22 protein-coding genes are annotated in these 19,943 nt (G+C 33.0%); 1 reads left to right on the top strand and 21 read right to left on the bottom strand.

What is annotated here, in order from left to right; all coding sequences use genetic code 11:
• The 5 genes from coaD to CLORY_RS10360 all read right to left on the bottom strand — a co-directional run bounded on the left by coaD (nt 1) and on the right by CLORY_RS10360 (nt 5,362).
• Nucleotides 1-486, bottom strand: coding sequence for a pantetheine-phosphate adenylyltransferase (gene coaD, locus CLORY_RS10380; RefSeq protein ID WP_079423986.1), 486 nt, complete (start codon nt 484-486; stop codon nt 1-3).
• A 50-nt stretch (nt 487-536) separates the two neighbouring features.
• Complete coding sequence (gene rsmD, locus CLORY_RS10375) at nt 537-1,088, bottom strand: 16S rRNA (guanine(966)-N(2))-methyltransferase RsmD (RefSeq protein ID WP_079423984.1); 552 nt, start codon at nt 1,086-1,088, stop codon at nt 537-539.
• Nucleotides 1,089-1,167: 79 nt separating this feature from the next.
• Nucleotides 1,168-3,183, bottom strand: a complete 2,016-nt coding sequence (gene recG / locus CLORY_RS10370; protein ID WP_079423982.1) for an ATP-dependent DNA helicase RecG — start codon at nt 3,181-3,183, stop codon at nt 1,168-1,170.
• A 168-nt stretch (nt 3,184-3,351) separates the two neighbouring features.
• Nucleotides 3,352-5,001: a DAK2 domain-containing protein gene (locus CLORY_RS10365; RefSeq protein WP_079423980.1), complete on the bottom strand. Its 1,650-nt coding sequence runs from the start codon at nt 4,999-5,001 to the stop codon at nt 3,352-3,354.
• Nucleotides 5,002-5,014: 13 nt separating this feature from the next.
• Entirely contained in the window at nt 5,015-5,362 is a 348-nt protein-coding gene (locus CLORY_RS10360; protein WP_423236518.1) for an Asp23/Gls24 family envelope stress response protein, read from the bottom strand.
• Nucleotides 5,363-5,581: 219 nt separating this feature from the next.
• Here CLORY_RS10360 and rpmB point away from each other — a divergent pair, with 219 nt between their 5' ends.
• Entirely contained in the window at nt 5,582-5,773 is a 192-nt protein-coding gene (gene rpmB, locus CLORY_RS10355; protein ID WP_079423976.1) for a 50S ribosomal protein L28, read from the top strand.
• A gap of 73 nt (nt 5,774-5,846) precedes the next feature.
• On the opposite strand, the gene spoVM is transcribed toward rpmB, so the two are convergent.
• From spoVM to CLORY_RS10285, 16 genes are all read right to left on the bottom strand, one after another.
• A complete protein-coding gene (gene spoVM / locus CLORY_RS24210) occupies nt 5,847-5,915 on the bottom strand; it encodes a stage V sporulation protein SpoVM (RefSeq protein ID WP_139376015.1) in 69 nt (22 codons plus the stop codon).
• 28 nt (nt 5,916-5,943) lie between these two features.
• Nucleotides 5,944-6,102, bottom strand: coding sequence for a hypothetical protein (locus CLORY_RS23275; protein WP_169911587.1), 159 nt, complete (start codon nt 6,100-6,102; stop codon nt 5,944-5,946).
• Nucleotides 6,103-6,172: 70 nt separating this feature from the next.
• Nucleotides 6,173-6,808, bottom strand: coding sequence for a thiamine diphosphokinase (locus tag CLORY_RS10350; RefSeq protein ID WP_079423974.1), 636 nt, complete (start codon nt 6,806-6,808; stop codon nt 6,173-6,175).
• A gap of 14 nt (nt 6,809-6,822) precedes the next feature.
• Nucleotides 6,823-7,692 (bottom strand): ribosome small subunit-dependent GTPase A, encoded by an 870-nt coding sequence (rsgA, locus tag CLORY_RS10345; RefSeq protein ID WP_079423972.1) that lies wholly within the window; start codon nt 7,690-7,692, stop codon nt 6,823-6,825.
• A gap of 20 nt (nt 7,693-7,712) precedes the next feature.
• Complete coding sequence (pknB, locus tag CLORY_RS10340) at nt 7,713-9,695, bottom strand: Stk1 family PASTA domain-containing Ser/Thr kinase (RefSeq protein WP_079423970.1); 1,983 nt, start codon at nt 9,693-9,695, stop codon at nt 7,713-7,715.
• Nucleotide 9,696: 1 nt separating this feature from the next.
• Nucleotides 9,697-10,428, bottom strand: a complete 732-nt coding sequence (locus CLORY_RS10335) for a Stp1/IreP family PP2C-type Ser/Thr phosphatase (RefSeq protein ID WP_341456641.1) — start codon at nt 10,426-10,428, stop codon at nt 9,697-9,699.
• Between the two features lie 27 nt (nt 10,429-10,455).
• Entirely contained in the window at nt 10,456-11,490 is a 1,035-nt protein-coding gene (gene rlmN / locus CLORY_RS10330; RefSeq protein WP_079423965.1) for a dual-specificity RNA methyltransferase RlmN, read from the bottom strand.
• A complete protein-coding gene (rsmB, locus tag CLORY_RS10325; RefSeq protein WP_079423963.1) occupies nt 11,487-12,809 on the bottom strand; it encodes a 16S rRNA (cytosine(967)-C(5))-methyltransferase RsmB in 1,323 nt (440 codons plus the stop codon). The genes rlmN and rsmB overlap by 4 nt, the downstream gene beginning before the upstream one ends.
• A 9-nt stretch (nt 12,810-12,818) precedes the next feature.
• Entirely contained in the window at nt 12,819-13,748 is a 930-nt protein-coding gene (fmt, locus tag CLORY_RS10320; RefSeq protein WP_079423961.1) for a methionyl-tRNA formyltransferase, read from the bottom strand.
• A 4-nt stretch (nt 13,749-13,752) separates the two neighbouring features.
• Nucleotides 13,753-14,205 (bottom strand): peptide deformylase, encoded by a 453-nt coding sequence (gene def, locus CLORY_RS10315; protein ID WP_079423959.1) that lies wholly within the window; start codon nt 14,203-14,205, stop codon nt 13,753-13,755.
• A 13-nt stretch (nt 14,206-14,218) separates the two neighbouring features.
• Nucleotides 14,219-16,423, bottom strand: a complete 2,205-nt coding sequence (gene priA / locus CLORY_RS10310; RefSeq protein WP_079423957.1) for a primosomal protein N' — start codon at nt 16,421-16,423, stop codon at nt 14,219-14,221.
• A 134-nt stretch (nt 16,424-16,557) separates the two neighbouring features.
• Nucleotides 16,558-17,748, bottom strand: coding sequence for a bifunctional phosphopantothenoylcysteine decarboxylase/phosphopantothenate--cysteine ligase CoaBC (gene coaBC, locus CLORY_RS10305; RefSeq protein ID WP_079423955.1), 1,191 nt, complete (start codon nt 17,746-17,748; stop codon nt 16,558-16,560).
• Nucleotides 17,748-17,966, bottom strand: a complete 219-nt coding sequence (rpoZ, locus tag CLORY_RS10300) for a DNA-directed RNA polymerase subunit omega (RefSeq protein ID WP_079423953.1) — start codon at nt 17,964-17,966, stop codon at nt 17,748-17,750. The genes coaBC and rpoZ overlap by 1 nt, the downstream gene beginning before the upstream one ends.
• A complete protein-coding gene (gene gmk, locus CLORY_RS10295; protein WP_079423951.1) occupies nt 17,947-18,576 on the bottom strand; it encodes a guanylate kinase in 630 nt (209 codons plus the stop codon). Before gmk ends, rpoZ begins: the two co-directional genes overlap by 20 nt.
• Entirely contained in the window at nt 18,576-18,848 is a 273-nt protein-coding gene (gene remA / locus CLORY_RS10290) for an extracellular matrix/biofilm regulator RemA (RefSeq protein ID WP_079423949.1), read from the bottom strand. Before remA ends, gmk begins: the two co-directional genes overlap by 1 nt.
• A 15-nt stretch (nt 18,849-18,863) precedes the next feature.
• Nucleotides 18,864-19,748, bottom strand: a complete 885-nt coding sequence (locus CLORY_RS10285) for a YicC/YloC family endoribonuclease (protein ID WP_079423947.1) — start codon at nt 19,746-19,748, stop codon at nt 18,864-18,866.
• Nucleotides 19,749-19,943 lie beyond the last annotated feature (195 nt).

Below are 19,943 nucleotides of genomic sequence, written 5' to 3'. Positions count from 1 at the left end.
TCATCTCCTATTTCCTACTTTTTTTATTACATCATTAAGTATTTCATCTGGAACGAGTCCCTTTATACACCCTCCAAACATAGCTGTCTGTTTAACCGCTGATGAACTCAAAAAAGAATATTCCGTATTGGTCATCATAAAAAGAGTTTCAACTGATGAATCCAATTTGTTGTTGATAAGAGCCATTTGAAATTCATATTCAAAATCGGACATTGCCCTTAGCCCCTTAATAATAACCTTAATATCATGAGTCTTCATATAGTTTATAACAAGGCCGTCAAAACTTTCTACCTTTACATTCGCATAAGGCTTCACGACTCGTTTAATCAATTCGACTCGCTCAGGTATATCAAAGAGTCCCTTTTTATCCGGATTCACTGAGACAACTACAATTAATTCATCAAAAACCTTAGCTGCTCTCTTTATAATATCTTCATGACCTTTTGTAATTGGATCAAAACTTCCTGGGTATACTGCTACTTTCATTGTGTTCCTCCATCAATATAAACTGCTATTATTCTGTAATAAAATTTTATCTACTCATACTCGTAAAAGCATACTATTGTGTGTCCATAACGTCTGTTATCACTCAAGCGTAACTTTTCAAAACCTTCATATATATCCTCTTTTGAATCTATTTTGGTAACAATTATTCCGTGACTTTGAAGCAGTTGATACTGATACACTAATTCAATAGCTTTTGGAATCATATTTTTTAAATACGGCGGATCAATAAAAATAATATCAAACTTATTGCCGTCTTTATAAGCCTTCTTGAGAGCTTCATAGGAGTCCATATTAAGACACGTACATTTATCCTTAAAGCCCAAACTTTCAACATTTTTTACTAGTGCATTAAACGTATCCGGGAACTTATCTACTAGTATGCAGCTTTCTGCACCTCTGCTGACAGACTCTAATCCGAGACTTCCAGTACCTGCAAATACATCTATCACTTTTGCTCCGTAAACCCTATTCTGAATTATATTAAACATAGCTTCTTTTACTCTATCTAAAGTAGGTCTTGTTTCCATACCAGAAGGTGGTATGAGTTTTCTTCCTTTTGCAAGACCCGCAATTATTCTCATATGTACTCATTCCTTCCTGTCGTCATTTCCCTATTATTTTAGCACATTGTGAATTTACATACAATTAATGTTTAATTTTTTAGTTAAAACAGATATATTTTGACGAATTATTTATTTCTTCCGAAAGTTCTTTTATAATATTACTGTATTTATCCTCTTCATTTATAAGGTTCCTAGCTTCGTAATTCGCAGCCTTCAATATGGACATATCCTGATATATATTGGAAAGTATTAGTGCATTATCTCCATGCTGATTAAACCCAAATACATCTCCTGCACCTCTTATTTTCATATCTTCCTCTGCTATTTTAAAACCATCACTGCTATTTTTTATCACTTCAAGCCTCTTTTTGGTTATTTCGCTTTTAATATTAGCTAATAATATACAATAAGATTTATATTCTCCTCTCCCAATTCGACCTCTCAACTGATGCAGCTGTGAAAGTCCGAATCTTTCAGCATTTTCTATAACCATTACTGATGCATTAGGTACATTTATTCCAACCTCTATAACTGTAGTTGAGATTAGGATCTTAATTTCCCCATTTTTATATTTTTCCATAATCTCTTCCTTATCTTTGGGACTTAACTTGCCATGCATCATTTCAACTGAGATATCCTTAAAAAATGACTTCTTTAATTGTTTATATAAAGTCTGCAAAGAATTTAAATCAAGCTGCTCGTTTTCTTCAATCAATGGACATACAATATAACCCTGTCGGCCTTTCTTTACTTCATCCACCATCATATTATATACCCAGGCGCTCTTATTTATTTCTACCACCATTGTATCAATTTGCTTTCTTCCTGGCGGCAATTCATCAATAATAGAAAGATCCAGATCCCCATAAAGAAATAATGAAAGGGTTCTCGGTATAGGTGTAGCACTCATTACTAGCACTTCCACATTCTCACCTTTATTTAATAGCTGTGCCCTCTGATAAACTCCAAATCGATGCTGTTCATCAGTAACTACCATACCTAGTTTATAGAATTCTATATCATCCTGAATAAGAGCATGAGTTCCAATAGCTAAGTGAATTTCACCACTTTTAAGCTGCTCCTTAACTTGTTTTTTTTGCTTATTTGTCATACTACCTACTAGTAATGCAATATTTATATTGAATTTTTCAAAGAGCTTCTTAGCTTCACTAAAATGCTGATTTGCCAATACTTCTGTAGGCACCATAAGACATGCCTGATAACCATTTTTTATAACATTAAAAATTGCAATAAAAGCTACTATGGTTTTCCCGCTGCCTACATCTCCTTGAAGCAATCTATTCATCGTTTTTTGACTCTTTTCATCAACCAATATCTCTCTAATAACCCTGTTTTGTGCCTCAGTTAGCTTAAAAGGTAACGCTTCTTTTAATTTAACTAACTCACTAGATATTTTAAACATGATACCATCACCCTGTTTAATTCTATTTTCCTTTTTTATTAATTGGAGCTTAAGGGAGTACACAAACAGTTCTTGAAATTTTAGACGCTTTATTGCTTGCATAAGATTTTCTCTATTAATAGGAAAATGTATATTTCTTACTGCAAAATCCAAACTGCACAAACTATACTTCTCTAATATATGTATTGGCATATTTTCATTTATTTCTATTTGCTCAAGAAGTGTCTTAACTATTTTTTCTATGCTGCTGGATTTAACTGCATTATTTACAGCATATTTAGGTACGAATGGCGGTATATCCTTGTTATTAGCAATGATTTTACCATTCACCATAATTTTATTCCCTTTGTATTCACTTATTTTTCCGTATAACCTATATTGTTTTCCAATAACAAAAGAATTTTTTATATATGGCTGGTTAAACCATTGAGCATGAATAGCACTTTTTTCTGTATTAAATAATATTTTAGTCAATCTCTTACCTGTATTAGTTATAATATCCGCTTCTATATGTTCAACCGTCCCACAAATTACAGACATTCCCTCTGTGCCTATATCATTTACCTGATCATAATCTCTCGGAAAGTATAGAAGAAGATCTTTTACAGTAATTATTCCTAGACCATTTAATGCTTTTTTTAGCTTAGGTCCAACTCCTTTTATATAATCTATTTCATTATTTAAATTCATGAATATAACTCCTCATTCTATATAGAAAATATTAAGCTTAGTTTTATCTATAAAAAACTAATACGCAAGATTTCAGTGCAGCAAGTTCAATAAATGAAAAATTTTATCCAACTTATAAATAAAAAAAGCCTAAAGGCTTTTTTATTTACATTACTCTAATACTTTTTGCTACTCAATAGATGCTATAAAATAGTATAACGGTTGACCTCCATTATAAAATTGAACATCTATATCCTTATATTTTCCTTCGAGTTTCTTATTAAAGTTTTCTACATCAGTCTCATTACAATCTTTTCCGTAAATTACTGTAATAAGCTCACTATCCTCATTAATGCAATCCTCAATAAGTTTCTCAGTAACATCATATAAATCTGTCCCAACTTCAGTTATCTTACCTTCAGCTATTCCTAGGATGTCCCCTTCTTTTATCTGTTTTCCTTCAGCCTCTGTATCTCTTACAGCATATGTAACCTGTAATGTGTTTACTGTCCCTAGGGCATCAATCATGCTGTTCTTATTGGTCTCTGTATCTAAATCGGTATTAAATGCTGTCAAAGCTGTAATACCTTGAGGAATGGATTTTGAGGGTATAACGACTATTTCCTTTTCAGTAAGCTCTACAGCCTGATTAGCTGCCATTACTATATTTTTATTATTTGGTAATACAAAAACAGTTTCAGCATTTACTTCATTTACTGCCTCAAGAATATCCTGAGTACTTGGATTCATAGTCTGACCGCCTTCTATTACCTTATCAACTCCAAGATCCTTTAATATATTAAATATACCTTCTCCCATAGCTACTGATACTATACCATATTTTTTTGTTTCTTCATCATGGTACTGTTCTTCTATTTCAGCCTCTTTAGCACTAGCTACAGATTTATCATCAACTAAAAGATGTCTATGTTGCTCTCTCATATTTTCAATTTTTATCTTTGATAATTCCCCATGAGTTACAGCTTTTGACAAAACCATACCTGGATCATTGGTATGTATATGAGTCTTAATAACATCATCATATCCAACTACTATAAGTGAATCACCAAGTTCTTCTATTTCGTTTCTAAAAGTTTCACTATTGCATTCAGCTGATAATATTATAAATTCAGTACAGTACCCAAACTTAATTTCTTCTAAATTCAATGCTTTTGCAGCATTGTTATCCAAACTTGACGGAGAAACATCTTTTACTTCTGCTTTCATATTTCCTTTTAATGCATCAAGCATACCATTTAATACAACAAGGTATCCCATACCACCTGAATCAACTACTTTTGCTTTTTTCAAAACTGGAAGCATTTCTGGAGTTCTATTAAGCACATTCCTAGAATGTTCACAAACTTCTTCCATTAATTTAACTATATCTTGCTGCTCTGATTTTTTAGCACTATCTCCTGCTGCTCTAGTTATAGTTAAGATTGTTCCTTCCGTAGGTCTCATTACAGCCTTATAAGCACTTTTTGAACCCTCCATAAGACTATCAGCAAATTCCTCAGCATTTATTTCAACTTTACCTTCAAGACTTCTTGCCATTCCTCTTAATATCTGTGAAAGTATAACACCTGAGTTACCTCTTGCTCCCATAAGAGCTCCTTTAGCTAACGCTTTTGAAATAGCACCTACGCCTTCTGCTTTCATATCTCTAATCTCTTCAACGGCTCCCTTTAATGTCATTGACATATTAGTGCCTGTGTCTCCGTCCGGGACAGGAAAAACGTTTAGAGAATTCACAAATTCCTTCTGCTCCTCAAGACTGTTACTTGCGTTCACTAACATATTATGGAAAGTCTCGCCGTTTATTTTTAATAAATTCATTTTGTCCTCCCCCTTAGACTCTTACACCTTGTACGTTTACCGTAATAGTTGATACTTTAATTCCTGTAAACATTTCTATATTATATTTTATCTTTTGAATAATATTATTTGCTATAACAGATATTTTAGTACCATATTCAACTACTACATATAACTCTATAGCTAATTCATTTTCTTTTAAATTTATTTTAACCCCTTTGCTAAGGTTTTCTCCTCTTAGTAATTCCCAAAAACCGTCAGCAGCTCTTCTTGAAGCCATGCCAACTACACCATAGCATTCCATCGTAGACAGACCAACTATATTTGCCATGGTATCTTCTGAATAACTTATGGAACCATATTCGTTAGTTATATTAATCATCACTATTCCTCCTCGATTATTCCCATATAGTTTATTTTATATTAATTAATAGATATATTCAAGAACATAATATTATTTCTTTAACATATGATGGTAATATAAAGCTAAAAAAATCTTATAATTTGATATTTATGTTGCATATTTTATACTCAATATGATACAATATTATTTGTTTGAAAATGCAGTAAATTTTTTGAAGCAACTAAGGAGGTGGATTTAATGTCAAGAAAATGTGAAATTTGCAATAAAGGTGTAACTTTCGGTGTACAGTTCAGCCATTCTCATCGTCAATCAAAGAGAAGATGGAATCCAAATATAAGAAAAGTTAAGGCAATTGTTAATGGGACATCAAAAACAATTAATGTATGTACTAGATGTTTACGTTCCGGAAAGGTACAGCGTGCCGTATAATCATTTGTTTGAATTTAATAGCAAATAAAAAAATGCAGTTGATTTTACAATTGCATTTTTTTATGTTCCAGAATTATTTTCTGATAAAAAATCGTATTATTGAAGATAAAAATTTAGGAAGCTTAATTGCCATTATCTTCATATATCCTCCTTAAATAATTGCTTACATACTAATGTCTTGACATGTAAATGCCTAAATATATAAGTGAAACGCCACCAACGGCAATCCACCCCCAAATAGGAACCACCACAGTAAGTATAATTCCAGCTCCTACCCATATAATAATTCTGCCGAAGCCTTTTCTAAATTTTCTAGTTACCTTGCACAACAGCATCACACCTAAACATATTTCCTATACCTATTATATTAATATACACGCACAATGATACATGCTATTTTTAATCTTTACTAAATATAACAATTAAAATTCCGCTTTTAAAATCTATTTTGACTGGTGATAAAGTGAACTCGTTTGATACAGTTCTTGAACTGCTTATGTCTAAATTATAGTTGTCAAGTCCATATTTAGCTCCTTCTATTGAAAGTCCTTCAACCGCGCCTCCAAATGGAATCAAGGAGAAATAATTGCCTGCAGTACCTTTAAACGTTGTAGGTTTGTTAATCATAAATATTGTATTATTATCATCCTTTATATATGCTTCTTTTCCAGCTTGTAAATACTCATACAATAATCCAACGTTGCTTAATGTATGATCTAACCTACCTCCAACGCAGCCAAGCATCACTACAGCATCAACTTGAAGTTCAAGTGATTTAACAACCGCTAATTTCGTATCAGTATAATCCTTCTCTGGTGGATATTCAAGGATTTTAATTCCCAGGCACCGATAGTCATTTAATTTTTCCTCATTTATAGAATCAAAGTCTCCTACCATTAAATCAGGTTTTTGTCCGCATTCAAAAATATACTCTGTTCCTTTATCTACTCCAATTATGTAATCACTGTTCTCAGCTTCCAAGACTAAAAGTTCTTTAGATGGCTTGCTGCCTCCAGCTACAATTAAAATCTTCATGCCACACCACTTCTCTAATCATATAATTTCTTTTTCGATACTTCTTCTACTATACTTAGATAAGATTCGTATCTGATCCTTGCTATCTTTCCGTCATCAACAGCCTTTTTCACTGCACAGCCTGGTTCTCTATCATGATTACAGCCTCTAAATTTGCAATTGTCAGCGTAGTCCTGAAATTCTCTGAAAAAATATTTCACATCATCCTTATCTATTTCAGATAAATCTAGAGAAGAAAAACCTGGAGTGTCAACAACTAATCCGCCTTCAACTTCTATTAGTTCGCAATGCCTTGTTGTATGCTTACCACGCTTAAGCTTCTCACTAATATCACCTGTTTCCATTGCTCTGTAACCACATAGCGAATTAGTTAATGTGGACTTTCCAACTCCGGAAGGTCCACACACAACTGTTACATTATTATTTATATATTTTTTCAGTTCATCTATTCTATTATTTTCTTTTGCCCCTATAAGACAATACGGATATCCAATTAAACTCAGATATTCAGTAATTTTATTCAGTTCAGACGGTTCAGCTAAATCTATTTTATTTACGCATACAACTATATCTAACTCCTTGCTTTCACATAAAACCACAAATTTATCTAACCAATAAAAGTTTATATCTGGTTTTTTAGTAGAGAACACAATAAAGGCTTGTGTTACGTTTGCCACATTAGGTCGCATCAGCATAGAACTCCTAGGCAATATATCTTCTATAACACCTTTTTTATTATCTACACTTATCTTGACTTTATCTCCCACCATAGGACTTATTTTGTTATTTCTAAACTTTCCTCTAGCTTTGCATTCTACTACTTCGCCATTTTCTAATTTGATATAATAAAAACCACCTATTCCTTTTATTATAGTTCCAGTCATATTTCCTCCAACGTTATCAATTATTCAGCATCATCTTCTTGCATAGGATTCTGATCAGTATCAGGTACTTTAGCAGTTATTGTTATAGAGTCTCCTTTATATAACGTACTTGAAGGTGCTGTTACGCTTTGTACAACAGCATTACCAGTGGTATCCCCTTCTATATTTACTGTAATACCATTCTTCTGATATTGTCTAATTTGAGATTTTATTGAAGCTAATGTCTTATTTTCCCAATTGGGAGCGCTATATCCTTTTTCTGCAACACCATACTTAACTTTTATAGTCTGACCTATTTCTATTTTTGTATTCGCATCTATGCTCTGTTCGAATACTTTACCTACCTTATCTGGTTCCTCCGATGGATTAACTTCAACTGGGATTTTTACAATCTTCAATTTTGCATCTTCTACCTTGACCTCTGCTGCATCAATAGTCATATTCACCAAATTAGGTACTACAGTTGTTTGTATTTTAGGTCCTAGACTTACCACAAGATCCACTGTGCTTCCCTTTTGAGCTTCTTCCCCGCCATTTGGAGTTTGCCTTATTACACGATTTTCTTTTACATTGCTATATTCTTTTTCTACTTTACCCACTTTAAATCCGCTATTAGTTATAAGTGTCTCTGCTTGACTTAAGTCATAGTTCTTAACTTCCGGAACTTCCTGACTAGCAGGTCCTGAACTTACTCTTACTCCTACTTCACTATTCTTTTTGACTTTTGTTCCAACATCAGGAAAAGTTTTAATAATTGTACCTTTCTTTTTACTGCTATTTACCTCATCTCTTACTACATACACAAGACCCTTGCTCTCTATTTTATCTTTTGCATCATCCTGAGATAAGCCTATTACATCAGGTACTTTTACTTCCTCATTCTTCATATTATCAGTAATTCCAGTACCTCCGCCTGCAAACAGACTGCCAATTCCTCCACTGGCTAAAACTCCTACAGCAACTCCTGCCAATATAACAAACAGAGCTGCTATAGCTATTAATAAAATCTTTTTTCCGTTTCCACTACTCTTTTTCCTACCTCTTGTCTTAACATCATCATCATCTTCATCAAATATATCATCTTCATCTGTATCAGCTGCATCCGCCATCTTTCTTTTCACATCATCAGTGCTCATTACTCTCGTATAGTCTGTATCACTGTTTGACATTTTTACTTCATAATCCAAATTTTGTCTTATGTTCAATAGATCGTTTAACATTTCTCTTATGGTTTGATATCTCTTATTGGGATCTTTCTGTATTGCCTTTAAAATTAAGGAATTTAGACTATTAGGGATTGCTATATTAAGCTGCTTCGGTGGTACAGGCTCATCCTGTATATGTTTTAATGCTATAGTAACAGGACTTTCAGCGTCAAAAGGAACCTTGCCAGTTATCATTTCATATAATACAATTCCAAAAGAATATATATCTGTACGTACATCAACAAAGTTGCCTCTTGCCTGTTCTGGGGACAGATAGTGTGCTGAACCTATTATTTTATTAGAATTCGTTATAGTAACGGAACTAGATGCTTTAGCTATACCAAAATCCGTGACTTTTACTACTCCTTCGTCAGTAACCAGTATGTTTTGAGGTTTAATATCCCTATGAATTATATTATTCCTGTGAGCACAATCTAACGCTCTTGCTATCTGTACACCTATGTCAATCGTTCTTTCGTAGCTAAGTCTTGTGTTCTCAACGATTATCTGCTTAAGTGTCTTACCTCTAACATACTCCATAACAATATAATTTATATCATCTTGGCTTCCTACGTCAAATATATTAACTATATTATTATCAGAAAGGTTAGCTATAGCCGTAGCCTCTCTTTTAAATTTTTCAACGACATCAACATCGTTGTTATAGTCCTTCTTCAATACCTTAACAGCATCATATCTATTAAGTTTATGACATTTTGCTTTATAAACTACTGACATTCCGCCTTCGCCTATCTTTTCAAGTAACTCATAACGATTGTTCAGCATAGTACCTATCATATTAACACTTCCCTTCTATAACCATTACAGTTATATTATCTCTACCACCGTTTTTTTTAGCTAACTCTACAAGTTCCCTACAAGCTTGCATATTGTCTGAGTTACTTTCATCTAATATTCTGCTCATATCGTCTAATTCTATTTCGTTTGTTAATCCATCTGTACATAAAATTATCTTTTCTAAATTATTTGTATCAAGCTCAAATAAATCCACTTCAATATCACTTCCCGTACCTACTGCTCTAGTTATAATGTTTTTATTTGGATGATTTTTACCTTCGTCTTCAGTTATACTTCCTTCGTCTATAAGCTGCTGCACAAGAGAATGATCCTTTGTGACTTTAATTAGTTTCTTATCAGCTAATACATAGCAGCTCGAATCCCCTACATTAGCTACAATATAATTGTCTCCATCAGTTATACACGCTGTGATAGTTGTCCCCATTCCATTCAATTGATCATCCTGTTGAGACAACTTATTTACTTCGTCGTTAGCATAAATGATAGCTCTTTTTAATAAATTACCAATATCAGAAATCTGTTCAGCCTTCTTTACATATTCTATGACAGACTCAACTGCTGTTTTGCTGGCAACTTCGCCAGCATTATGGCCTCCCATACCATCAGCTATAATATAGATATTCAAACTATCACTTGTATAGCTAGCCATATAATCCTCATTCAATTCTCTTGTATTACCTACATCAGATAGTGCTCCTATCAAAGCAATCACCCCTTCCAAAGTATTATCTGAATCTTTCTACTTTTTCTCATAATCCATATAATTTTTCCTAAGCTGTCCGCAAGCAGCATTTATATCTGCACCTAACTCTCTACGCACAGTAGTTTGAATTCCATTTCTTTCTAATATAGTTTTAAAAGTATGGATTCTATCCTTTGAAGATTTATGATACTCTCTTTCTCTTACGTTATTTACTGGAATTAAATTTACATGACATAAAAGGCCTTGCAGCAGTTTAACAAGATTTTCTGCGTCTTCATTACTATCATTCACATCACTAATCAACGCATATTCAAAAGTTATTCTTCTGCTAGTCATATTTATATAATACCTACAAGCTTTTATTACTTCATCAATTGAATATTTATTAGCTATAGGCATAATCTCTTTTCTTTTTTCATCTGTACTAGCATGAAGTGAAATGGCCAATGTTATCTGATATTTCCTATCTGCCATTTGAATTATCTTGGGAACTATCCCACAAGTCGATATTGTTATTTTTCTTTGACCTATGTTTAGTCCATGCTTAGAATTAGCTAAATCTATAAATTTTATTATGTTATCATAGTTATCCATAGGTTCTCCACTGCCCATTATTACAATATGTGAAATACTTTCCTTAACAAAATCTTCAGCACAAAGTATCTCAGATATCATTTCTCCAGCAGATAGATTCCTAACCATTCCATCTATTGTAGAAGCACAAAACTTGCAGCCCATTCTGCATCCAACCTGAGAAGATATACAAATCGTATTACCATGTTTATACTTCATTACCACAGCTTCTATTATGTTGCCATCACTAAATCTATACAACAATTTCACTGTTTCGTCAAGCTGAGATACAAGGGACTTTACTATATTGGGAATTTCAATGTAGTATTCTTTCTTTAAGTCATTAATCAGAGATTTAGGTATATTGGTCATATTATCAAAATCATACACTCTCTTATAAATCCATTGAAATATTTGAGCAGCTCTAAATGAACTCTGTTTATGCTCCTTCATCCATATTTCTAACTCATTTATATTTAAATCTAGTATGTTTTTCATTTCTTTCTCCTCAACTTTGCAATAAAGAAACCATCCATGTCACTAGGCAATATGGTGACCATCCCATTATCCCCATAAATAAAATTACGATTATTATTAAAATTAATTTCATCTAAGACAAAATTTTCATTATTCTTCAAAAAATCATCTATGTTCTTTTCATTCTCATTTTTATTCAATGTACATGTAGAGTATACAAGTACACCGTTAGGTTTTACATATTTAGCTGCACTATGTAAAATATTTCTTTGAATTTTAATCAATTCATTTAAATCTTTTGACTGTTTTGACCACTTAATTTCTGGCTTTTTTCTTATTATACCAAGGCCAGAACATGGAACATCTGCAAGTACTCTATCAAATCTATCAACAAACTGTTCATTTATTTTTTGGGCATCACTTAATTCTGTGTTTATTATATCTAAGCCTAATCTAGATGCTGCTTCGTCAATAAGCTTAAGTTTATGTTCATACATATCACAGGCTATTATACTTCCAGTATTGTTCATTAACTCAGCTGTATAGGTAGTTTTTCCGCCTGGAGCTGCACATAAATCGAGGACTTCCATATTTTCTTTCACATCTAAAGCTTCTACTGCGAGCATTGCACTTTCATCCTGAACAGTTATGCAGCCGGCTTTGAAAATTGGATTTTTATCGATAGAACTTCCTTTAACTATTTTCAAAGCATTTGCTGAAACATTAGATTTCTGTACATTATAGCCAATATCTATGAGTTCGTCAAATACAGCAGATGAGTCTTTAACAATGGAATTAACTCTAACTGTAACCACTGGGGTTGAGTTAAGACCCTCCATAATCCTCTCAGCGTTCTCTTCGCCATACTGTTTTACAAACAATTTTACCATCCAATTTTCAAATGAGTATTTAAAACTTAATTGTTCTATAATACTTTGATTTTTTACATACTGCTTTTCTTTATTTCTTATGTAATTTCTCAGTACACCATTTACAAGCTTACTAGCGCCTATGGATTTAGTTTTTGCTAAATTAACAGCTTCATTAACTATAGCATAATCCGGAACCTTATCCAAATACATCATCTGATATACTGAAATTCTAAGAATATTTAATATCATTTTATCAAGTTTGCTAATAGGATTTTTTATAAAGCTGCTCAAAATTTTATCTATTGTATATTTATATTTGATTGTACCATATACAATTTCTGTTACCAAAGCTCTATCATTATCCTTAAGCTCCGATGAGTGTAGTCGATTTTTAAGTACTAAATTTGAATATGCTCCTTTATCTAATATTTCTCCAATTACTTCTACAGCCAATTTTCGTGTATTCATTGTTTACCTCTAATCTAATATTAGTCCCTCTTCAATATTGTTTCCCCTTATGTAATCAGATACTTTCATCCTTTTGCCATTAGGAAACTGTATTTCTTCAATTAGTAATGCTTTTTCACCTGTCGCTACTAATATTCCTTTATTATCAACCTTAAGTATACTTCCAGGAGTCTTATTTGTTTCTATATTAACAACAGCTGTCTTAAACACTTTCAGACTTAATTCATTATAGTTAGTATGTGCTACGGGCCATGAATTCAAACCTCTAACTAAGTTATGTATATCTTTTGCAGAAGCTTTCCAATCTATTTTAGCCTTTTCTCTGCTAAGCATAGGGGAATTGCAGCTCAATTCATCTACTTGAGGAACAGGTGTAAGTTTATTCTCAACCACTGCCTGTATAGTGTCTACTACTAGTTTTCCTCCATCTTCCATAAGCTTATCATGTAGTTCATCTGCTGTTAAATCCGGATCGATTGCAACTTTGCTCTGCATTAAAATATCTCCAGTATCTATTCCTGCATCCATTTTCATAGTTGTATTTCCACTCTCTGTTTCTCCATTTATTATGCACCATTGTATTGGGGCAGCCCCCCTGTATTTTGGAAGCAGTGATGCATGAAGGTTTATGCAATAATACTTTGGTATATCTAATATTTCTTGTGACAGTATTTGTCCATAGGCTACGACTACAATAAAATCAGGATTAATAGCTTTCAAAGCTTCTATGCATTCTCTGTCATTTTTCAGTTTTTCAGGTTGATAAATTTTTATTCCATGCTTTACTGCTACCTCTTTAACTGCACTGAAAGCAAGTTTCTTACCTCTGCCCTTTGGTCTATCAGGCTGAGTAAAGACTGCCTCAACCTGATGATTCAAAATAAGGCTTTCAAGAGTTGGCACTGCAAATTCAGGAGTTCCCATGAAAACTATCTTCATTGTATCAATCCTCACTTCTTACAAGCTTATCTATAAATAAAATTCCATCGAGGTGATCAAGTTCATGACAAACAGCTCTTGCCATAAAGTCTTCAGCTTCCATTGTAAACTCCTCACCTTTTTCATTCATTGCTTTTACCTTAACCTTAGTCGGTCTTTCAACTTCTCCCTGTCTTCCAGGAATGCTCAAACATCCTTCAATGTCTACACCACTGCCTGAGCTTTCTAAAATTACTGGATTTATAAACACATTAAGGCCTTCACCTATATCTATTACCACTATTCGTTTTAATATACCTACCTGAGGTGCAGCGAGACCAACTCCATTTTCAGCTTCATACATGGTTTCAGCCATATCCTTCACAAGTGTTACTATCTTTTCATCAATTTTTTCTACTAGCCTGCTTTTCTTTCTAAGAATTGGATCTTCTTCTGTTCTTATATTTCTTAATGCCATAATATCACTCCTATTATATCAATGTGTTCGGATTTACATCTAAATTTAACTTAATATCATTATATACAAATTTCAAATTATCATAAACAACTTTTTTTATTCTTTGCTTTGTGTCAATGTCAAACTTACCCTTTAATATTATCTGCCATCTGTATAATTCTTTTATTTTAGAAATACTGCAAGGACACGGCCCAAGGATATGTACGTTTTTGTCATGCTGAAATAGAATCTGTAAATCGTCATATACCTTTCTAATCGTATCAATAAGAAGTTTTTCATTCAAACTATTCAAATTAACATTAATAATATCATTAAACGGTATGTATTCCATGGACTTCCTAATGCCAATTTCCTCATTATAAAATTCTTCATAATTACTATGAGCTGAGCTCACTATGCTGTAATGTTCCGGCGAATAAGTCTGAACAACAACCTTTCCTTCCTTACTGCTTCTTCCAGCTCTTCCAGATACCTGAGTAATAAGCTGAAAAGTTCTCTCTGCTGATTTGTAGTCAGGTAAATTAAGAGTAAGATCTGCAGCTAGTATACCTACTAACGTAACATTAGGAAAATCTAATCCTTTTGATACCATCTGAGTTCCTATCAAAACTTGAGCTTCTCCTTTTTTAAAGGCCTCATATATATTAATGTAGGAATCTTTTCCTCTCGTAGTATCCATATCCATCCTAAGTGTTTTAACACCTGGAAAATATTTTTTCACCGCTTCTTCAACCTTCTCTGTTCCTATTCCAAAGTACTTAATATATTTACTGCCGCATTTCGGACAAGTATTTTTAGGTCTTTCTTTATAGCCACAGTAGTGACAGTGCAGCATATTATCCTCTCTATGATAAGTTAGCGAGATATCACACTGTCTGCATCTATATACAAAACCACAGCTTCTGCAGGATACAAATGGCGAAAAGCCTCTCCTATTTAAAAAAAGTATTATTTGATTACCTTGCTCTATATTATTTCTTATATCCTCATGCAGCTCTCTGCTAAATATAGATCTATTATTACTTATAAGTTCGTCCCTCATATCAACTACAGTAACTTCTGGGAGTTTTGCATTGTCCGCTCTTGAATTTATAGATAATAATCTTACTTCACCCTTCTTAGCTCTATAGTAAGTCTCCATAGAAGGTGTTGCAGTACCATACACTACTTTTGCCTGATTATTTCCGGCCACAAACTCTGCAACTTCTCTGCAATCATATTTAGGATTGCTTTCAGATTTATAACTTCCATCATGCTCCTCGTCTAATATAATAAGTCCTAAATTATTAAACGGTAAAAAAATAGCTGACCTAGCACCTATAGCAAGCTTTGTTCTGCCTTCCTTTACCCTCATCCATTCGTCATAACGTTCTCCCTCTGACATTCTACTGTGAAATACACTTATATTATTTCCAAAACGCCCCTTAAACCTTTCAAGCATCTGTGGAGTGAGTGAAATTTCTGGTACAAGTACTATACAATCTTTATTCTCTTTAAGGTTCTTCTCAACAAGCTGTAAATATATTTCTGTTTTTCCGCTGCCAGTTATCCCATGAATTAAATATTTATCTTCACGTCCATTACATATTGAATCATAGACAATCTTTTGGTTATTATTAAGCTTTCTAGCTTCATATCGTTCATAGATTTTATCAGAAACTCTGTCAATTTTCTGTTGTTTGACAATTAAGATCTGATGCTTTATTAACGTATTTATCGAGCTTAGCGAAAACCCAAATTCGTTTGAAAGTCTGTTTTTATTATATAACCCCTCATTATGTTTAACAGCTTGATATATGTTTACATAATTTTTCTTATATAAATTTCCTTCTGGTGCTTTTGCCGTATATAGTCTCTGTTCTAATTTACTAGCCATATTTTTAAGAATACCACTCGGAAGCATGACTCTTATGCAATCTAGATAGCTGCATAAGTATCTTTCCTTCATAAACTTTATAAGCTTAACTTGTTTTTCTCCAAAAAGAATATTTGCGCTAACTATAGAATCAATGTATTTTAACCTTTGTATATTATCAGAAGCATTTTCATATAATTCAATAACATATCCATCTATCTTTTTATTGCCTTTTCCAAAGGGAACCTTTACCTTACTTCCTATATTAACATGATTGACTAATCCTTCAGGTATGCCATATGTAAACACCTTGTCAACCATTATTGATTCATTATTTACAATAATACCTGCGTAATTGAACACTATGTCGCCTCCTGAATAAATAATGAAAGGGGATACATCTTATTAGGAAATTAGGCTTACATCTTATCAGATGCTGCCCAATTATATTGATGTCCCCCATTATGCTGATGTCCTAATTAATTGAAAAAAGCGCTTTAGCGCCTTTTCTCAATAACATCAAATATTTTAGCTGCTACCTGCAGTTTAGTCATTTTTTCTACATGAAGCTCAGTTTCCTTGTCAATAATAACTACTCTGTTATCATCTGATGCAAAACCTGTATCTTCAGCGGATATGTCATTAGCCACTATAAAATCCAAATTTTTCTTAAGTAGTTTACCTCTTGCGTTTTCTATCACATTTTGGCTCTCTGCAGCAAAACCAACTAATATCTGATTTTCTCTTTTCTTGCTTCCTACTTGCAGCAATATATCATTATCAATAACAAAATCTATAGATAATTTGTCACTGTTTTTTTTAATTTTTTGGGAACTGTATGCTTCCGGTTTATAATCACTAACTGCTGCACTTTTTATTATTATGTCACTTTCGTGCATATTGCTCATAACTGCATCTAACATTTCCTGATTCGTATTGACTCTTATTAAATCTGCCCCATACGGAACATCAATACTTGTAGGACCACTTATAAGTATAACATGGGCGCCTCTATTCAATGCTTCCTCTGCAATTGCATAACCCATCTTTCCAGTAGATCTGTTAGTTATATACCTAACAGGATCTATTGGTGCTATAGTAGGACCTGCTGTTACGAGCACTGTCTTGCCTATAAGTTCCTTTTTCTGATATAATTTTCGCGTAATGACTTTTGCTATTTTGTTAATATCCTCCAACTTACCTATGCCTTCATCACCACAGGCAAGTCTCCCTTTAGCTGGTTCAATAAATTCGTAATTTAACGTCTTAAGCTTGTTAATATTTTCCTGAACAATTACATTGTTATACATATTAGTATTCATAGCAGGTGCAAAAATCACCGGAGCATTTGTAGCCATTATCGTAGTGGAAAGCATATCATCAGCTATACCATTAGCAACCTTCCCAATGATATTAGCTGTTGCTGGTACAACTGCTAATAGATCTGCTTTTTTTGCTAATGATATATGCTGAATCTCCCATGCTCTTGGTTCTTGAAACATATCGAAGATTACATCATTTCCAGATATACTTCTAAAAGTAAGCGGAGATACAAACTCCGCAGCATTTTTAGTCATTATTACTTCTACATTAATATCTCTTTTCCTAAGATAACTAACTAAATCAATAGCTTTGTACGCAGCAATTCCGCCAGTAACGCCAAGAACCACTGTCTTACTTTGCTGCATTATTTTATTCCCTCTTTTACAGTTTCATAGACTATTGCACCACTATTTACTTCGTTTATAGCTACTGTTAATGGTTTTGTTGCATCTATTCTTATAAGAGGCTCTTCACCATCTATAAGCTGTCTAGCTCTTTTAGCAGTAACTGTTACTAATGAATATCTGTTTTCCACCTTGCCTAATAAATCTAATATTGATGGACTAATCATAGAGTTGTTCATGAATTAAACCCTCCTTAGAATCTAAAATTTCTTCTTTTATTCTATCTACTCTACATTTTTCTGCAGCCACAATGGACTGTATCTTTTTAACAGCATTTTCTACAGTGTCATTCACCACTGCATAATTGTACTTAGAAACATAGTTTATTTCATGGTAAGCAGACTTAAATCTTATCATTAGAGATTCAGGAGTCTCACTGCCTCTTCCTATTATTCTATTTCTAAGTTCCTCCATGGAAGGTGGTAATATAAATATAAACACTCCTCCAGGATAGTTCTCCTTTACTTTAAGCGCACCTTGAATATCGATTTCTAATATCACATCACGGCCGCTATCTATAACTTCCATAACATGTTCTTTTGGAGTACCATAGTAGTTTCCATAGACCTCAGCATATTCAAGAAATCTGTTGTTTGCAATTTCTTCTTCAAACTTATCTTTTGTTAGAAAAAAATAATTTTTACCATCAATTTCACCATTCCTTGGACTTCTAGTAGTAGCTGAAACAGATAACCAAAAGTCTTCTTTTTCAAGGAGAGCCTTGCATATTGTACCTTTTCCAGCACCAGAAGGTCCTGATAATACAACCAATACACCCTTTTCATTCATTATTCATCTACCTCATCAATGTCTTCTTCACCTTTAGATGACAGCCTATGTGCTACTGTTTCTGGCTGAACTGCTGATAAAATAACATGGTCACTATCTGTTATGATAACTGCTCTCGTTCTCCTTCCATAAGTAGCATCAATAAGCATACCTCTATCTCTTGCTTCCTGAATAATTCTTTTTATAGGTGCGGACTCTGGACTTACAATTGCAATAAGTCTGTTAGCAGAAACTATGTTTCCAAATCCTATGTTTATAAGTTTTATCCCCATTTTATTCCTCCTGAATTACTCTATATTTTGTATTTGTTCTCTGATTTTCTCTATCTCATTTTTTATATTTAGAGCATATCTAGTTATTTCTAAATCATTTGATTTAGATGCTATTGTATTTGCTTCCCTGTTAAGTTCTTGAACAAGGAAATCGAGTTTTCTACCTATAGGCTCAGTTAAATCAACTGTTGAGCTTATTTGAGAAATGTGACTTTTAATTCTAGTGATTTCTTCATCAATACAACATCTATCAGCATATAATGCTAATTCCATATTTAACCTGTTTTCATCTATAACTGAATTATCTGTTAGTATCTCTTTCAATCTATCAGTAAGCTTTTGTTTATACTGAAGTATATGTTCTTTTGAACGGTCTTCTATTTTTTCTACATCCGATCTTATTTTATCGCATTTTTTTAATATATCATCATGAAGTTTTTCGCCTTCTGCCTTTCTCATATCCTTTAATACATCGATAGCCTGTATAATAGGTATTTGCATTTCCTGCCATATGGTTTCCATATTTTCTTCCTCTTCTTCAAGGTATATGACATCAGGAAATTTTGATAAGAGGCTCAAAGAAACATCTTCCTCAATATTATACCTTTCCTTTAGTTGAAGAAGGCACTGATAATAGCTATCACTGAGTGTCGTATTAAGTTTAGCCTGAACGCCGAGTTTCTCTATGTTATTATAATTTATAAATACATCTATTTTACCTCTGCTTAAGTTTTCACTTACTAGCTTTCTAACTCGGTCTTCTAGACTTATTATTGTTCTCGGAATTCTAACATTTATATCCAAGAATCTATGATTTACGCTCTTTATTTCAATGGTAAAACTTTTTTTGCCTTCAACTTCATATGCTGCCCTTCCAAAACCAGTCATGCTGGAAACCATTCAGTACATCTCCAATCTTTATTAAACTCCATAGTTCCTATTATACATAAAATAATAGTAAAAATTCAAGCTTTTTTATCGTATACACGATTATATTCTCATAATCTCCTGCTTTCTTTATCTTTATAATATGTACAACATACATAATTATTAAACAATATATTATTCAAATACTGCATATAATGTAATCAAATT

This window comes from Clostridium oryzae, assembly GCF_002029235.1.
Classification (GTDB): Bacteria; Bacillota; Clostridia; order Clostridiales; family Clostridiaceae; genus Clostridium_AE; species Clostridium_AE oryzae.
This window is presented reverse-complemented; position numbering and strand designations above follow the sequence as displayed.